Annotated in this window: 14 protein-coding genes and 1 pseudogene; 5 read left to right on the top strand and 10 right to left on the bottom strand. The window is 43.5% G+C overall.

Features of this window, described 5'->3' with window-relative positions; genetic code table 11:
* Positions 1–666 precede the first annotated feature (666 nt).
* From KTG12_RS04575 to KTG12_RS04585, 3 genes are read left to right on the top strand one after another with little or no spacing between them, the layout of a single operon-like run.
* Positions 667–834 (top strand): hypothetical protein, encoded by a 168-nt coding sequence (locus KTG12_RS04575; RefSeq protein WP_005637332.1) that lies wholly within the window; start codon positions 667–669, stop codon positions 832–834.
* Positions 831–2081 (top strand): M23 family metallopeptidase, encoded by a 1251-nt coding sequence (locus tag KTG12_RS04580; protein ID WP_022322346.1) that lies wholly within the window; start codon positions 831–833, stop codon positions 2079–2081. Before KTG12_RS04575 ends, KTG12_RS04580 begins: the two co-directional genes overlap by 4 nt.
* Before the next feature lie 10 nt (positions 2082–2091).
* On the top strand, positions 2092–2460 hold the full coding sequence (locus KTG12_RS04585; protein ID WP_005637334.1) for a YccF domain-containing protein: 369 nt from the start codon (positions 2092–2094) through the stop codon (positions 2458–2460).
* Positions 2461–2536: 76 nt separating this feature from the next.
* Here the strand turns inward: KTG12_RS04585 and murI are convergent, their stop codons facing one another.
* The 8 genes from murI to ribD all read right to left on the bottom strand — a co-directional run bounded on the left by murI (position 2537) and on the right by ribD (position 11632).
* Entirely contained in the window at positions 2537–3373 is an 837-nt protein-coding gene (gene murI, locus KTG12_RS04590; RefSeq protein ID WP_005637335.1) for a glutamate racemase, read from the bottom strand.
* Positions 3374–3526: 153 nt separating this feature from the next.
* Positions 3527–4024 carry an OmpH family outer membrane protein gene (locus tag KTG12_RS04595; protein WP_005637336.1) on the bottom strand — a complete coding sequence of 166 codons (498 nt, stop codon included), beginning with the start codon at positions 4022–4024 and terminating at the stop codon, positions 3527–3529.
* Positions 4025–4096: 72 nt separating this feature from the next.
* On the bottom strand, positions 4097–4612 hold the full coding sequence (locus KTG12_RS04600) for an OmpH family outer membrane protein (RefSeq protein ID WP_022322345.1): 516 nt from the start codon (positions 4610–4612) through the stop codon (positions 4097–4099).
* A gap of 208 nt (positions 4613–4820) precedes the next feature.
* A complete protein-coding gene (gene bamA, locus KTG12_RS04605; protein ID WP_122115764.1) occupies positions 4821–7508 on the bottom strand; it encodes an outer membrane protein assembly factor BamA in 2688 nt (895 codons plus the stop codon).
* Between the two features lie 14 nt (positions 7509–7522).
* Positions 7523–8266, bottom strand: a complete 744-nt coding sequence (locus tag KTG12_RS04610; RefSeq protein ID WP_005637341.1) for an isoprenyl transferase — start codon at positions 8264–8266, stop codon at positions 7523–7525.
* 17 nt (positions 8267–8283) lie between these two features.
* The gene (locus tag KTG12_RS04615) at positions 8284–9003 is read right to left on the bottom strand and encodes a DUF6089 family protein (RefSeq protein ID WP_005637342.1); all 720 of its coding nucleotides are present in this window, start codon (positions 9001–9003) and stop codon (positions 8284–8286) included.
* Between the two features lie 87 nt (positions 9004–9090).
* A complete protein-coding gene (locus tag KTG12_RS04620; RefSeq protein ID WP_122298198.1) occupies positions 9091–10518 on the bottom strand; it encodes a DUF6242 domain-containing protein in 1428 nt (475 codons plus the stop codon).
* A 70-nt stretch (positions 10519–10588) separates the two neighbouring features.
* Positions 10589–11632, bottom strand: coding sequence for a bifunctional diaminohydroxyphosphoribosylaminopyrimidine deaminase/5-amino-6-(5-phosphoribosylamino)uracil reductase RibD (gene ribD, locus KTG12_RS04625; RefSeq protein WP_022322341.1), 1044 nt, complete (start codon positions 11630–11632; stop codon positions 10589–10591).
* A 259-nt stretch (positions 11633–11891) separates the two neighbouring features.
* Here ribD and KTG12_RS04630 point away from each other — a divergent pair.
* Positions 11892–12204, top strand: a pseudogene (locus KTG12_RS04630) (tyrosine-type recombinase/integrase); the annotation flags it as partial.
* A gap of 131 nt (positions 12205–12335) precedes the next feature.
* On the opposite strand, the gene KTG12_RS04635 reads toward KTG12_RS04630, so the two are convergent.
* Positions 12336–13259 (bottom strand): site-specific integrase, encoded by a 924-nt coding sequence (locus KTG12_RS04635; RefSeq protein WP_005648244.1) that lies wholly within the window; start codon positions 13257–13259, stop codon positions 12336–12338.
* 113 nt (positions 13260–13372) lie between these two features.
* On the opposite strand from KTG12_RS04635, the gene KTG12_RS04640 reads away from it, so the two are divergent.
* On the top strand, positions 13373–14458 hold the full coding sequence (locus KTG12_RS04640; RefSeq protein WP_205289579.1) for a restriction endonuclease subunit S: 1086 nt from the start codon (positions 13373–13375) through the stop codon (positions 14456–14458).
* Here the strand turns inward: KTG12_RS04640 and KTG12_RS04645 are convergent.
* The gene (locus KTG12_RS04645) at positions 14451–15596 is read right to left on the bottom strand and encodes a restriction endonuclease subunit S (protein WP_158534070.1); all 1146 of its coding nucleotides are present in this window, start codon (positions 15594–15596) and stop codon (positions 14451–14453) included. The two genes, KTG12_RS04640 and KTG12_RS04645, sit on opposite strands and share 8 nt — an antisense overlap.
* Positions 15597–15649: the final 53 nt, after the last annotated feature.

The raw sequence follows: 15649 nt of genomic DNA on the forward strand, positions 1-15649 counted from the left end.
AAACAACTATCATACTATCATGTTTCTTGTATATAACTTGAACATCATAACATATAGGCATGACAGTTTCCTTTTTAACTATCATGCAACTATCATAAATCAGCAGTTTAACCATCATTTTAGCCGTTTTACCCGAAACAGATACACTCCAAAAGTGTTAAAAACAGAATGTTTTCAGGAAAGCATAAGCCTTTTTTGCCGGAACACGTTACTTTTTTATAAGAAAGACGTTAGATTTTTTCCTCAAAATGCCCGTATCAGAGCCATTTACACCTCCATCTGAGCGGTCTTGAGACCCGGGTCTGCAGACGTCTGACACCCGGGTCTCGACAAAAAAATGTAACTATATTGCTGAAAATATGCTATATGTTACATGTGAAAAAGTTATTGTTTTCATGATGGTATGATAGTTGAAAAAACATCCATCATGCCTACTATCATTCCACATAAGTATTGATATTCATACTGCCAAAAGCAAAGTATGATAGTATGACAGTTGTTTTCACAATCAATAATAAGTTTGTAGAATAATAATCCGAATGATGATTTACCGGTATCAACATTTATGCTTCGCCAATATCCGGACCACCGACAAAGGAGTTGGTCAATTAATAAGGCTTACAGATTAATTTTGTATATTTGTTGCAACGTATAAAATAGTATGATATGGACACAAAAGATTTATTGAACGACAGCAGCATACATCACGGACGCAACCTCGTTTGCCTTATGAATAGAAAAGGATTTAAAGTGGAAGACCTGGAAAAGGCACTTCAATTGTCACAAAAACAGGTAGAAGAACTAACAGAGATGAAAAAAGAAGCCGGAGAATGAATAAGAGCATCGTCCTATATTTGTTACTCGCAGGACTGCTTACCTGCTTTTCCTGCACACATACGAAACAACAACCCGAAGAAGAAGGAGTCGACAGCGAATGGCTGGACAGCCTGCAACACGTATATCAATATGGCATCTGCATCGACTCGTTGGACGTGACGGAGTACAAGATGAGAAACGGCGATAATCCCGCCGCAATCTTTTCAGCCCTCGGTTTCTCCGCCTTGAAAGCAGACAGCATTACGAAAGCCTCCATCCATGTTCTGAACCCGACCAAACTCCGTGCGGGTATGAACTATTATACATTTACAACTCAGGACAGCGTTGCCGATATACGTTATATCGCCTTTGCCAAATCACTTGTCGATTATGCCGTCATCGACCTGACAGGCGATTCGATCCTGGCATACGAATTCAACAAGCCTATTACCATCAAACGCCATTACACAGAAGGGACAATCAATTCTTCCCTTTGGAACGTGATCAAGGCAAGTGGAGCGGACCCGTTACTGGCGATCAAGATTTCGGATGTATATGCCTGGCAGATCGACTTTTTCGATGTAAAAGAAGGAGACTCATTCCGGGTGTTGTACGACGTTGCCTATATAGACGACACGACAGCCCTGAATATCACCTCCATCGAGGGAGCCGTCTTCACGCATCAAGGAAAAGATTTTACAGCCATACCATTCACCCAAGATAGCGTTTTCGAATATTTCGATCTTGAAGGGAATAGCCTCAGGAAGGCTTTCCTGAAGGCTCCGTTGGATTTCTTCCGCATCACATCGCGTTTCACGAACGCCCGCTTCCATCCGATCCTGAAACGCTATCGGGCACATCATGGAGTAGACTATGCGGCTCCCGTCGGAACGGAAGTCAAGAGTATCGGAGCGGGGACCGTCATCGCCAAAGGCTATATGGGCGGAGGAGGCCATACGTTGAAAGTAAAACATAACTCCGTATATACGACTTCCTATATGCACCTGAGCAAATATGCCAAAGGCATACAAGTCGGCAGCCATGTCGAGCAGGGACAGGTTATCGGCTACGTTGGCTCGACAGGGCTTTCGACAGGGCCTCACCTCGATTTCCGGGTATATAAGAACGGACAGCCGATCAACCCGTTACAGATGGAAGCTCCGCCTTCGCTGCCGGTCAAACCGGAACTGCGCGACAGCTTTGCCATCGTGAAGCAGACGGTGTTGGCAGAATTGGACAGCATGAGAGTAAAAAATAATTTATAATATTGATGCTATGAAATTTTTGGGTAATATCATTTGGCTTATCTGCGGCGGGTTGCTTACCGCTGTGGAATATCTGATATCCAGCTTGCTGCTGATGATTACGATAATCGGTATCCCTTTCGGGTTGCAGACATTGAAATTAGGAATGCTGGCCCTTTGGCCCTTCGGCAGCCGGGTGACGGACAACGGTAATTCAGGTGGTTGCCTGTGCCTGGTCATGAACGTGATCTGGATCTTCATCGGTGGCTTCTGGATCTGCCTGACACACCTGTTTTTCGGGTTACTGCTGTGCATCACGATTATCGGCATTCCTTTCGGCAGACAGCATTTCAAGATGGCCGCACTGGCTCTTTCGCCGTTCGGAAAAAATATCGTTTAAGAGAAAAGGACAGTCTATCACCAGATAGTCCAGTCGTGCTTCCACACACAAGTGCAAGCGTCGATTGGCAGATTATTCATTCAACCAATCGAATCTGTTCCACCTCTACCGGATGATTCAAGAAAACAGAGGCGGCATCGGAGAATTTGGCAGCGGACTCGGTGGTCAGGAAACGACAGTTTCCCTGCTTTGTCAAACGGATATCCATTTCGGGATGACGGCGTAGATAGTCGGTCAGGCTCGCGGCTACATATTCTCCCTGCGAGAATAAAGTAATTCCCTCAGGCAGGAATGCCTTGATCTTTTCGATCAGCAACGGATAATGCGTGCAGCCCAAGACGAGCGTATCGATCTCCGGATCGGCAGCCAAAATATGTTCCAAATGCTTCCGCACGAAATAATCCGCTCCCGGTGAATCGAACTCATTATTCTCAACCAACGGAACCCACATCGGGCAGGCTTCACCCGTCACCGTCATATGAGGAAACATCTTTTTTATTTCCAGCGAATAGGAGTCGGAAGTAATGGTGCCGGTCGTCCCTAAAATACCGACATGCTTGCTCTTGCTGATCTTATCCATCAGCTCCACCGTCGGACGGATTACGCCCAACACCCGACGAGCCGGGTCCCACTGTGGCAAGTCCCGCTGTTGGATCGTACGCAATGCCTTTGCCGATGCCGTATTGCAAGCCAAGATTACAAGCTGGCATCCCTCATTGAAAAGCGTCTCCACAGCCTGCTTTGTAAAACGATACACGACTTCGAACGAACGCGTACCATAGGGAGAACGGGCATTATCGCCCAAATAAATATAATCATACCCCGGCATTGCTGCTCTGATCTTATCAAAAATGGTAAGCCCCCCGTAACCGGAGTCGAAGATACCAATCGGACCTGGTACTGATGAAAACATGAGAGAAGTTGTTTATTTATATATAATTCAAGCACGGATTTCACTGAAAACGCGGAAAGAAAATAAATTTATCCGTGTAAATACGTGAAATCCGTGCCTTAAAAGATAATAGCGAGGACTTCTGTCTTCGCTATTTTATGTTTGCTAATTATATTAGTTAATACCTAACTTAGCTTTTACGAACTGAGTTGCGTCAACAGCAGTATTACCCTGATAAAGAACAATCTGCGGATCCAGAATATAAGTATATCCTTTTTCGTCACCGACTGCCTTGATTGCATTTTTCAGTTTGTCCTGGATCGGAGTGAACAACTCACCCTGCTTCTTCTGGAAATCCTGCTGAGAAATCTGGATGAAGTTCTGTGTACGCTGTTCCATATCCTGCAATTCCTGCATTCTTCTCATTTTGATATTTTCTGTCAATGAATCCTGCTGTGCAACAAAATCGGAATACTTCTTATTGTATTCATCCTGCATCACCTGCATTTCGTTTTTATATTTGGCTTCCATATCAGCCATTTGTTTCTGCATCGTTGCAAATTCCGGCATAGCCTGGATCACTTCCTGCGTATTTACAATCGCAATCTTAGATTCTTGAGCAAAAACGCCCAACGGGAGCATCATCAACAAAAAAATAATCAGTTTCTTCATTTTCCTATAAAATATTACTTGTTATTAATCATATTCTTAATTTGCTTCATTAAAGCGCACAAATGTAAGCATTTATTTTGAATATCCTAACTTTATCAGGACTTCATTGCTTATATCGATCTTCGGAGAAGCAAAAATGATATTCATTGACGACGCCCGGTCCATGACCATCTGATAACCTTTGTCTTCGGAGATTTCCTTCACGGCATTGTAGATCTCATCCTGTATCGGCTTCATCAGGCTTTCACGTTTTTTAAACAGTTCGCCTTCAGGACCAAAATATTTACGTTTCAAATCCTGTGCCTCCTGTTCTTTCTGAACGATCGCTTCTTCACGTTTCGACTTCATCTCGGCAGACAGAAATACAAGATCGCTCTGGTAAGTCTTGTACATGTTCTGCGCTTCCTGCTGGATAGCATCCACTTCGTTCTGCCATTTTTTGGAAACCTGACTCAACTGCTCATTCGTCATTTCATAAGCCGGAATATTTTTCAATATATATTCCATATCTATTAATGCAAACTTTTGTGCGTGCCCTGCAAACGAGCAGAGGAACAACAGACAGCTTAAGACAATAATCTTTTTCATACACATGTCATTTATAGTTACACCTTCTGACTGCAAAGATAAGAGAATTGAAATTTGAAAGTTGAAAATTGAAAATTAATAAGATACAATTAACAATTTAACAGACTTGCCAAGTACGGTTCAAAGAATGCCCAAACGCAAAAAAGACAACCGGAAACAAATCCGGTTGTCTTTTCTATCTCATATTGAACATTCAATATTCAATTTTCTAAAATTCCTGACCGATAATGAAGTGGAAGTTGCTTCCACCTCTCTGATCGTATCCATCAGGACGGTCGAAACCGTAAGCCCAGTCGATACCCATCAAACCGATCATCGGGAGGAAGATACGGACACCGACACCGGCAGAACGCTTCAATTGGAACGGATTGAAATCTTTCAAATCTCTCCAAGCATTACCCGCTTCCACGAATACCAGACCGTAGATCGTCGAAGACGGTTCCAACAGGAACGGATAGCGCAACTCCATCGACAGACGGGAGTAAGCGTAACCATAGGAATTGTAACCACCGTTACCGGCAATACTACCGTTCTCGTAACCTCTCAAACCGATCGTTTCGGTTGCATAGGTACTTGAGTATCCACTCATACCGTCACCCCCCATATAGAAGGTTTCGAACGGCGATTTCTTATACTTGTTGTAAGAACCCAGAAATCCGTATTCGACACGCGTCATCAATACCGGCGTACGTTTTACTGTCAGAGGAGCCAGCGGAGAGAATATCTTCGCTTTGAATTTCCATTTATGATATTCGATCATACGGAACTTGGCTTCATCTTGATCGCTCATATTCTTATAGTCCTTGCCGTCCCATAAAGACCAAGGAGGAGTGGCGGCAACCGAGAACATGAACTGAGAGCCTTTACGTGTGTACAGCGGATTGTCGATAGAGTTACGCTGCAAGTTCAATTCCAAGTTGATGTTATGACAGTTACCGTTATTTACCAGGAAGTAATCCCAGTCTTTCATCATATACAACTGATAGTTCAGAGTCGCCATAAACTGGAAGTAATCATCCGGCCAGTTCAGGCGCTTACCATAACCGGCAGAAAGTCCGAACATCATGATCGACTTATCCGGGTCATAGGCCAGCTCATAGTTACCATAATTGCCATAACCGTAACCGTAGCCATAACCATAGCCACCGTAGCCGCCATAGTATGGATAGCCGCCATAACCGTAATACGGGTTATAACCATAACTGTTATTGCTCAAATAATTACTACTGATATCCGTCTGTTTGGAGAAGTAGGCGCTCACGGACAATGTATTCGGTCGTTTGCCTCCGAACCACGGATCCATAAACGATATGCTGTATGCCTGATAGTAACGTCCATTTGTCTGGCCGCTCAACGTCAGCGTCTGTCCTTCACCCTGCGGAATAATGCCTTTATATGTACTCGGATTCAGCAGGTTCTTCATGGAGAAGTTCGTAAACTTCAAACTCAACTTACCGATCACACCAGTTTGTCCCCAACCGGCAGAGAACTCGATCTGGTCATTTGCCTTGGACACAAGGTTGTATTGGATATCCACCGTTCCGTTATCTGGATCGGGTATTGGTTGCGGAACCAAGTTTTCCGGATCGAAATGTCCCATCTGTGCGATTTCACGGGTTGAACGCATCAAGTCGTCACGACTGAACAACATACCCGGCTTCGTACGGAGTTCACGGCGCACGATATCTTCATACAGACGGTCGTTACCGTTAATAATCACTCGGTTGATAGTCGCCTGAGGACCTTCCTGAATACGTACTTCCAAAGAGATGGAGTCGTTTTCGACATCCACTTCAACAGGATCGGCACCAAAGAAAATGTAACCGTTGTTATAATACAAGTTGGAAACGGCATCCTCGTCGGTCGTCAATCGTTCATTCAGTTTCTTCTGGTTGTAAACATCGCCAGGTTTCATTCCTAAAATATATAACAACTGTTCCGTCGGATATTTCGTATTACCGACAAAGTTGATATCCTTCAGGTAATATTTGTCACCTTCTTCCACTTTCAGGAAGATATCCACACGTTTATCGTTATAGTTCACAACACTGTCTTCCACAAGAACAGCATCGCGATATCCCTTTTCATTATATTTCTCGATAATGTGTTTCTTATCGTTTTCGTATTCTTCAGTCGTAAATTTCTTCGTGCTGAATGCTTCCAAGATACTGCTCTTCCAGTCGTTAAACAGGCTGAACTTCTCGTTCGTCTTTTTCATCGCCTTTTTCAAGTCGCGATCAGTCAACGCACTGTTTCCTTCGAAATGGATCTTGTGGATTTTGGTCTTTTCGTTCTTGTTGATGTTGATATCTACGATCACTTCACCTTCATGTGCGATATCGTCTTTCTGAAAGATTTCGACATCCACATTCTTAAAGCCTTTGCCATCGAAGAACTTCTTGATCAGCGTGGTCGCACGATCGATCAGGTTAGGAGTCACCTGGTATCCTTTACGCAACCCCAGACGGGCTTCCAGATCTTCACGTTCCCCCTTCTTGATACCATGATAGTTGACTTCCGAAATACGCGGACGCTGTTTCAATTGGATTTCCAACCAAACCTGATCTCCCTCTATTTTAGTTGCCAGAATCTTTACATCCGAGAATAGTCCATGTTTCCAGAAACGCTTTACAGCATCTGTAATCGCCCCGCCCGGCTCAGGTATAGTAACCTCATCCCCTACCGACAAACCGGAAAAGCCTATTAACACGAAATCATCATAATTCTTAATCCCCGTCACCTTGATATCCGCAATTTTATACTTTTTGGGAGGTGACGAATAGGAAATGACCGGCACTTCTGCCGGCTCTTCAACCTTGGTAGTGTCAGTTTCCTGAGCAAAAGCCCCGAAAGCAAATCCCAGAAACATGAAAAACAGCACTATTCTTTTGTACATATAACAGCTATTGTTTATAAGATTAATTGCTCGCTTGTCTTACCGAAGCGCCGTTCACGCTGCTGGTAATACAATATAGCTCCATACAACTCTTCTTCTCTAAAATCCGGCCAATACACATCGGTAAAGAAGAATTCGGCATATGACAACTGCCAAAGCAGGAAGTTGCTGACGCGTTGTTCTCCTCCGGTACGGATCAATAAATCCGGATCGGGAATACCTTTGGTCGTCAAATAATCCGAGACGACAGCCTCGGTTATATCGTCAGGGTTTATTTTTTTCTCCACCGCCTCCCTGGCCAGACGTTTCACGGCTTCGGTTATTTCCCAACGGGCCGAATAACTTAAAGCCAATATGAGCGTAACACCCGTATTGGCTGAAGTCTGTGCAATACAATCCTGCAAAGTGGCATATGCATCTGCCGGCAAGCGATCCAGATTGCCGATCGCCATCAGACGGACGTTATTTTTCATCAGATCGGGAGTCTCGCGATGGATGGCTGCGACCAGCAAGCTCATCAACGCCTGTACCTCCGCCTCCGGACGATTCCAGTTTTCTGTCGAAAACGTGTACATCGTCAGATATTTCAAACCCACGGTTGTAGCGGCTTCCACGACTTTACGGACAGAGACAACGCCCTCCTGGTGTCCATAGCTCCGGTCTTTTCCCTTCGCTTTGGCCCAACGTCCGTTACCGTCCATAATAATCGCCACATGCTGCGGCAATCGATTTTTATCTATTTGTTCAATCAGCGACATAGTGTTTTCATCTATAACTACTGTATGTTATCTATATTCTTCGCATTGTTGCAAGTCCTGCACCGCGGACCGAAATCCCAAGTAACCGTAAACAACAAAAAAGAATACCAATCTTTATTCTTCAAAAAACTACCTTTCATATGGTAGGGATCATCCAGAAACGCATTGCTGTCGTCCGTCACGTCCAGACCGTCGCCAAATAGCTTACGGAACGAGAACTCGCATCCCAGGTTGATCCTGTTCTTAACCTTGTATTTCAAACCTACACCGAGCGGAATGTTCGGACCGGCAAAAGTCTTCCCGCTACCCGGCGCTACCGTCACCCCCAATCCCATAAAAATATAGGGAGTGAAACGTCTTGCGTTTGAATACGCAAATTTATCACTGTACGGAAAGAAGTTGAACTCCATCTGCCCGCCCAGTTCGATCAGGCTCCGACTGAAAGAACCTTGTGCATGGTCCGGAAAAACATTCTGCTGCCCTTCCGTCGTACCTGAAACCTGCCCCCACATCAGATTGGTCTTTAAAGCCCACCTGAAATTGGGATTATAGCGAAAAACGGCTCCGAACGCGGGATTCAACCCTTTGAAAAAAGCGTTCTTGTTGACATCGCCCATATAAAAGGCTCCGCCTGCCATTCCTCCGATCTCATATTTATATTCTTGTGCGTGAAGACCGGTCATGCAACCGGCCAAAAGGACTAATAAGAGTATGCGCTGAAAGAAAGTTGAAGTCATAATCGTTTTCTGTTATAATCTATACCTTCTTTTCTAACGCCGAATCACTCATAAAATTATACGGTCCTCCACGAACTTTCTTTATACTTAAAAACCCAGACGGTTAATACGGCCGCGCCAGATTTGATTTAATACATTCGAACTATTGGTTTCTTTTCCACCGAAAAGATACATATAATTATCCTTATCCACGTAGATAGAAGAGAACCCTCTTGCCTTGAATTCCTGCGGCATTACAACCAATGTATCCGACAGACTCCAGTTTACGCCGCCGTCACGTGACAGGTAAATGTCAGAAGAGGCCTTACCTGCTTCATTGATACCACTCAACATAAATATCTTATCGTCATATTCCGCTACAGCGACCCCCTCCTGTTTATCAAAAGGCGCCGTTTCGTCATCCGTCAACTTCGCCCAGACTTTGCCATCATCCGTCGCCCAAGCCGTATTCGTCAGTTTATTGTCCTTATCTCTTCCGGCAACCACTAACAGGCGGGCACGGAACATCGAATTATAAGAAAGATTACCGAAACCGGTCAAAGGGAAGCCTTCGTTCAGAAGAGTTCCTTCGTTCCATTCCTTCGCTTCATTCATATACCCGTAAACCAACGTGCCATTCTTGTCGATAACCGCACTAAGGGCTGACGGCTGCTTTCCGGCTGCCGTAAAATCATCGTCCACATCAATAGCACCCAAAATAGCTTTTATCACCGGTGCATTTTCGACTAGCGACCAAGTCTGGCCATCGGCTGAACTATAAAGGAAACCTTTCGTCGTAACAGCATAAAACGCATCTTCATAAGCAGTAATCTGTGACAAACGGACTTCTCCGGCAGGAAGCCCCGATACAGACAGTTCCGTCCAATTCTTTCCATCCGTAACGGCCGAACGGTACAACCGGTAGCCTTCGTTTACGTTTACAGGCTGCGTATACATATAATAAGACTCGCCACTTCCTTCACCGAAAACAACTACCTTTTCTTCCTTGACAGCACCGTCCGTAATACCTTCCTTGTAAACACCCCAGACCATCGAGTCGGGAACAACCTGGTGAATATTGACTTGCGCAATGTATGTTTTTGTGGTTTTGCCGTCCCACAATGTGTTCACGAACTTAACTGGTTTGGAGAAATCCAACGAGTCTTCCAGGTTCCAATAGCTTAACGTATCACTGATAGCTTCCTGCATGACCTGACAAGTATACACCGTAGAAGCCAGCTTAACCGTACAAATCACTTTTTCATCCAGCTTTGTTCCATAAGGCATTGAATCAATATTAAATATTTTCCCATCCACCTGATCAATCGTGAAAACGACATCTTTCAAACCTGGGATAGAATCATTCGACAAAGAAAAAGATAGAATCTGACAATCTTTACTCCACTCATATTGCGTATCATCCGAACCCAAACAAGACGACAATAACAGAGCACAACATCCGGCTATAAACAGTACTATTCTATTTTTCATCAAAAAATAAGTTTGTTGCATATAAAGGCACAAAAGTAGAAACATTTTTTGCTTTATACCCCATATAGGAGAATATTTATAATATTTTAGTGTCGTTACGAATTATAAGTTCATTTTAAGCCTTTTGTTTCCAGGTTTCCAAAAGATGTCCGTGCCTCTGTTCCGTACCGGTCAACACGCCAGGAACAGCAGGTGCTTTCACACCCGCACCCAAAACGACCGGAGCCGTCTCAACCCAGGCCTCGTCCCACAGGCCGGCATCAAGGAAGCTTTCCAGCAGTTCCGCACCTCCTTCGACCATCAACGAATTCAAATTCTGCCCATACAAATATTGCAAGACTTGCGACAGGACCTCCTGCCCGAAATCAATCTGCACATACTCGACATTCGGTCGGCTTTCGACTTCGACAGCTGTAAATACGAGCGTAGGCACCGCGCCATCCAGCAGATGCGAACCGACCGGCAACTTCAACGTCCGGTCGAGCACCACCCGGACTGGAGAACGGCCAGCCCAATGCCGCACAGTCAGCGACGGATTGTCTAACAACGCCGTACGTGTCCCGACCATAATAGCCGCCACTTCGGAACGAAGCCGATGAACCCTTCGGAGAGTCTCGGCTGAAGACAAAAGCACCGAAGGTACAGAAGCATCTTCCCTCCGGATATCCATAAACCCATCTGCGCTCTGGGCCCATTTCAGATAGACATAAGGGCGTTTCCGTATCTGGAAAGTCATAAAAGCAGGATTCAAGGCACGGGCCTCTTCTTCCAGCACACCCGTCACGACTTCGATACCTGCCTCGCGCAACATGCGTACTCCTCGTCCCGACACTTCTGGAAACGGGTCCAAAGTGCCGACCACGACGCGCGGGATACCTTTCCTTATAATCAACTCCGCACAAGGAGGTGTCTTTCCGTAGTGGGAACAGGGTTCGAGACTTACATAGATAGTAGAATCCCGCAAAAGCGCTTCATCCCGAACGGAAGCCACCGCATTCACTTCGGCATGCGCTTCGCCACATTTGCGATGAAACCCTTCCCCTATGATCTTCCCTTTATGCACAATCACCGCACCGACCATCGGATTCGGAGCCGTATTGCCTTCTCCACCCCGTGCAAGCTCGATGCAGCGGGCCATATATTTCTCTTCGACAACCATCTTCTTTTGTTCTTTATTCAACAAAAGTACTACTTTTTCTTGGAATACAGAAGAACGAGGAAGATGATTTGAGATACAGACAATTAAAGGATTTTTGATTGGCGTGTAAACGCCACGAAAAACCATGAAAACGCCAATTGAAACCTGAGTCACGTTACCTATTCGTGACCAACGGAAATCAGGCTCTTTATGGCACAATATTAAGCAATAAGTGGCTGAGATGGTGGAAGCCCGGATGAAGTCCAAAAAGTCATACGAAAAAATGCTGATGGACGGAAAGCTGAAGAACGCCAAGCAGGAACTCTACTGGGATATGTTCCTGTTCTGCATCTTCACGGGATTGAGCTTTTCGGATATGCGCAATCTGAAAGAGGAAAATATCGTGACTTACTTCGATGACCACCAATGGATAAAAATCAACCGACAAAAGACCAGCGACTACTATATTGCAATCCAACGAAGTACCGATTGAAACCGTTAGCTCTATCCTTGGTCATAAGAACATTTCCACGACTCAAATTTATGCGAAAATCACCAAGGAAAAGCGGTTGGGAAATATTGAAAAAGTGTGAACCGTGCCGTGAAACGGATGTTTGAATCAAGAAAAGAAAGCCGTCATCAGAATTTATCTTTACGAATAACGACTGATGGCGGATTTCTTATTTTTACTTTCCGTGATTGATATGAGAATTAAGCCGTTCTCTCATTTCACTGATTTTACCATTCGCTCGATGCATCGTTTCTTTTGCTCCATATTAGGGTGAACATATAGGTCAAGCGTTGTGGATATGTTGGCATGACCGAGTAATACGCTGACGGTCTTGTAATCACAGCCCGATTCTATGCAACGGGTGGCGAAAGAGTGGCGCAGTCCGTGAAATTTCAAGTCGGGCATATTGAGTGAAGCCATGAAACGCTTGTAGAACGAACGATATGTGCGCGGTTCGGTGGGCTTCGCATCGTTTGTTACCACATAGAAAGCAGGATTTACGACTTTCAGCAACGGCTTTATCAGCGACAAGGCTTCTCGGCTAAGGGGAATTTCACGACACGAGTTTGCCGTCTTCGGTGTGTTGATAACTATTTCGGTGTGCTTCTCATCGGGAGTAATAACATAGATTCGCTCAATGGTGCGTTGAACGGTCAAAGAGCCTTTCTCAAGGCAAATGTCGCTCCACCGCAAAGCGCAGATTTCACCGATGCGCAAGCCCGTAGTTAAGCAAAGGTAGATGCCTAAACTTTGGAAGTTGAAGTTGGCACGGATATGCGCCAAGATTTTCTTGTGATCGGTAATAGACAGCACTTCCAACGGTTTCGTAGCCGATGATGTGGGGTACTTTATATCCCATTCGGCATGGAGAAGCCACGACTGCTTCACCCCGTACTTCATCACCATTTTAAGGACTATGAGAATATCCTTTATGGTCTTGACACTGATACCGTTTTCCAACTTCTGCAACACGAACTGCTGCACATCGGTTTCGGGTAATTCACACGATTCTCCAAATGCCGGAACAATATGGTTCTGCACAGTGAGTGCATAAGCGGCAAAGGTGGAATCTTTCACAAATGGTCGCTTGTATTCGAGCCATGCGACCGCAATCTCTTTAATTGTTTTCAGATTCATAATGATATGGTATATAATTCGGAGCAACAACGCTCTCTAATTATATACTCATAGCCAAATGAGTACTTTAAGTTCCACATTTGAGATTTCCGGAGTTCAGTGGAGAGTGGAAAATGTGTACTATAGGCGAACTAACTACAAAAGTGGGTAGTGGTGTAACGCCAAGAGGTGGGGAAGCTGTATATAAGACAGAAGGACATCCTTTTGTACGTAGTCAAAACGTTGGTTTAGGAAATCTTCTGCTGGATGATATTGCTTTCATTGATGAAGAAACGCATCTACGCCAAAAGAACACAGAGCTACAATTCAATGACGTATTGCTTAATATTACAGGAGCATCTATTGGGCGTAGCGCATTAGTAGACAAACAAATAGTCGGTGGCAATGTAAATCAACATGTTTGTATTATTCGTACTAAAGAAAATCTTGTTCCTTCATTTATCTGTAGCTTTTTATTGTCTAATTATGGTCAGAGACAAATAGATAGTTTTCAAGCAGGAGGAAATAGACAAGGGCTAAATTTTGAGCAGATTAAATCTATCAAGATTACAATACCCTCAAAAGACGAGCAAATAAAAATCGCTAAGTTATTGCGTGCCATTGACGAGCGCATCGCTATTCAAAACAAAATCATTGACAAGTTACAGTCCTTAATCAAGGGACTAAGAGTTTGTTGTATGCAAAGAAATGGTAGCGATAATGTATATTTAAGTGAAATTGCACAAATATATCAGCCACAAACAATATCTTCAGCAGAATTAACAGAAGATGGTTTTCTTGTATATGGGGCAAATGGTATTATTGGTAAATATAAGGATTACAACCATAAAACAGAACAAATCTGTATAACTTGTCGTGGAAATACTTGTGGCATGGTGAATTATACCAAGCCAATGTCTTGGATAACTGGAAATGCAATGGTGATAAATACAGATAAGTATCAAGATAAGGTGTACAAGAAATATTTATATCATTATCTCTCTGCATATAACTTCAATAGTATAATTTCTGGATCTGGCCAGCCGCAAATAGTACGAACCCCATTGGAAAAGTTAAAAATAACATTGCCCACTATTTCTGAACAAAAGCAGAAAGCAATGATTCTTGATAAAATTCAAGACAAGATAGAGATTAATCATAATGTCTTAAATCTTTATATACTTCAAAAGCAGTATCTGCTTCGCCAGATGTTTATATGAACATCTGGCGAAGCAAGTATTGTTTCTGCAAACTAAGGTCGGTTAAAATACTCTGTTCTGCCGATAGTTTGTTATCTATTGCTGACAGTAATCTTGCATATTTGAGTTGTTCTGTATATGATGGGCAAAATATTTTGGCTTTACCATAATCCTTGAAATATATGTGAGGTATAGCCATGCTTGTTTTATAAGGTTCAAAGTTGAACACTTTTAGCATATAGTAAAGGTATTGAAGTGAATAACCTTCTTTTGCTTGTAAGGTGTTCAATGTCCCTGTTGCAGAGCATTTTCCAGTAACATAAGAAACGGTTCCAACACCTGAACCATCTTTAATAATATAGACGGCTTCCTTCTCTGTGTTATAATTATCGAGATAGCCAACGATGCCATTTGCACCATACACAGGGTATGTACCGTTTTTACAAACATCGCTCTCTTGTAGCGTTGAAGAACTACATTCCAAGCATTCCGATAAGCGAATATTGGGTTTATTGTTGCGAGCTACATTCTGTGCAATTCCCTTGATTAAGGACTGTAACTTGTCAATGATTTTGTTTTGGGTGACAATGCGTTCATCTATCAATGATAACAACCTCGCAATCTTATTCTGTTCCTCCATCAAAGGAAAGCACAAAGAGATTTTAGATAATCCGTCTTGACCGATATTGAAATGTTGTGCACCAGCCCCCATTCTACAAGTTCGCTTTCGTGCTAATGGGGTAGATAGTAAATACTTAAAAAATAACGGATTGTAGTCACCAATTTTACGACCACGAATGACAAAACCTCCATACACAGCTGTACGATTATCCATATAAACGTTAGCACGACCAACATCTTCTAATGTTTCCGAACTACGTTGAAATAGGATGTCTCCTTTTTCTACGCTAAAATTTTCAATTTCTCTTTCAGTTGCTTCTACCTTTCCTCGAATACTATCATAGTTAATAGTTCCATCGGCAAGAATATCCATAACGGAAATAAAAGGGAGTCCACGTCCAATGCGTTTCACATCTGGATTAAGACCATTTTTGAAATCTAAATATTCAGCAAGTGCATGTTCTTCCCACTCCTCCGTAAACTCCGGAAATCTCAAATGTGGAACATTAAGGACTTTATTGTCGTTATTATTTGCCATAGTTATTTTTAATCTCTAATCAAATTTCGTTATGCTGCAAGAAAAACTGCTAC

Source organism: Parabacteroides sp. MSK.9.14 (assembly GCF_019041495.1).
Taxonomy (GTDB): domain Bacteria; phylum Bacteroidota; class Bacteroidia; order Bacteroidales; family Tannerellaceae; genus Parabacteroides; species Parabacteroides merdae.

Excerpts from the sequence above, each read along its gene's own strand:
- KTG12_RS04575 (WP_005637332.1), top strand. The coding sequence starts at position 667 with ATGGACACAAAAGATTTATTGAACGACAGCAGCATACATCACGGACGC.
- KTG12_RS04580 (WP_022322346.1), top strand. The coding sequence starts at position 831 with ATGAATAAGAGCATCGTCCTATATTTGTTACTCGCAGGACTGCTTACC.
- KTG12_RS04585 (WP_005637334.1), top strand. The coding sequence starts at position 2,092 with ATGAAATTTTTGGGTAATATCATTTGGCTTATCTGCGGCGGGTTGCTT.
- murI (WP_005637335.1), bottom strand. The coding sequence starts at position 3,373 with ATGTTTTCATCAGTACCAGGTCCGATTGGTATCTTCGACTCCGGTTAC.
- KTG12_RS04595 (WP_005637336.1), bottom strand. The coding sequence starts at position 4,024 with ATGAAGAAACTGATTATTTTTTTGTTGATGATGCTCCCGTTGGGCGTT.
- KTG12_RS04600 (WP_022322345.1), bottom strand. The coding sequence starts at position 4,612 with ATGAAAAAGATTATTGTCTTAAGCTGTCTGTTGTTCCTCTGCTCGTTT.
- bamA (WP_122115764.1), bottom strand. The coding sequence starts at position 7,508 with ATGTACAAAAGAATAGTGCTGTTTTTCATGTTTCTGGGATTTGCTTTC.
- KTG12_RS04610 (WP_005637341.1), bottom strand. The coding sequence starts at position 8,266 with ATGTCGCTGATTGAACAAATAGATAAAAATCGATTGCCGCAGCATGTG.
- KTG12_RS04615 (WP_005637342.1), bottom strand. The coding sequence starts at position 9,003 with ATGACTTCAACTTTCTTTCAGCGCATACTCTTATTAGTCCTTTTGGCC.
- KTG12_RS04620 (WP_122298198.1), bottom strand. The coding sequence starts at position 10,518 with ATGTTTCTACTTTTGTGCCTTTATATGCAACAAACTTATTTTTTGATG.
- ribD (WP_022322341.1), bottom strand. The coding sequence starts at position 11,632 with ATGGTTGTCGAAGAGAAATATATGGCCCGCTGCATCGAGCTTGCACGG.
- KTG12_RS04635 (WP_005648244.1), bottom strand. The coding sequence starts at position 13,259 with ATGAATCTGAAAACAATTAAAGAGATTGCGGTCGCATGGCTCGAATAC.
- KTG12_RS04640 (WP_205289579.1), top strand. The coding sequence starts at position 13,373 with ATGTGTACTATAGGCGAACTAACTACAAAAGTGGGTAGTGGTGTAACG.
- KTG12_RS04645 (WP_158534070.1), bottom strand. The coding sequence starts at position 15,596 with ATGGCAAATAATAACGACAATAAAGTCCTTAATGTTCCACATTTGAGA.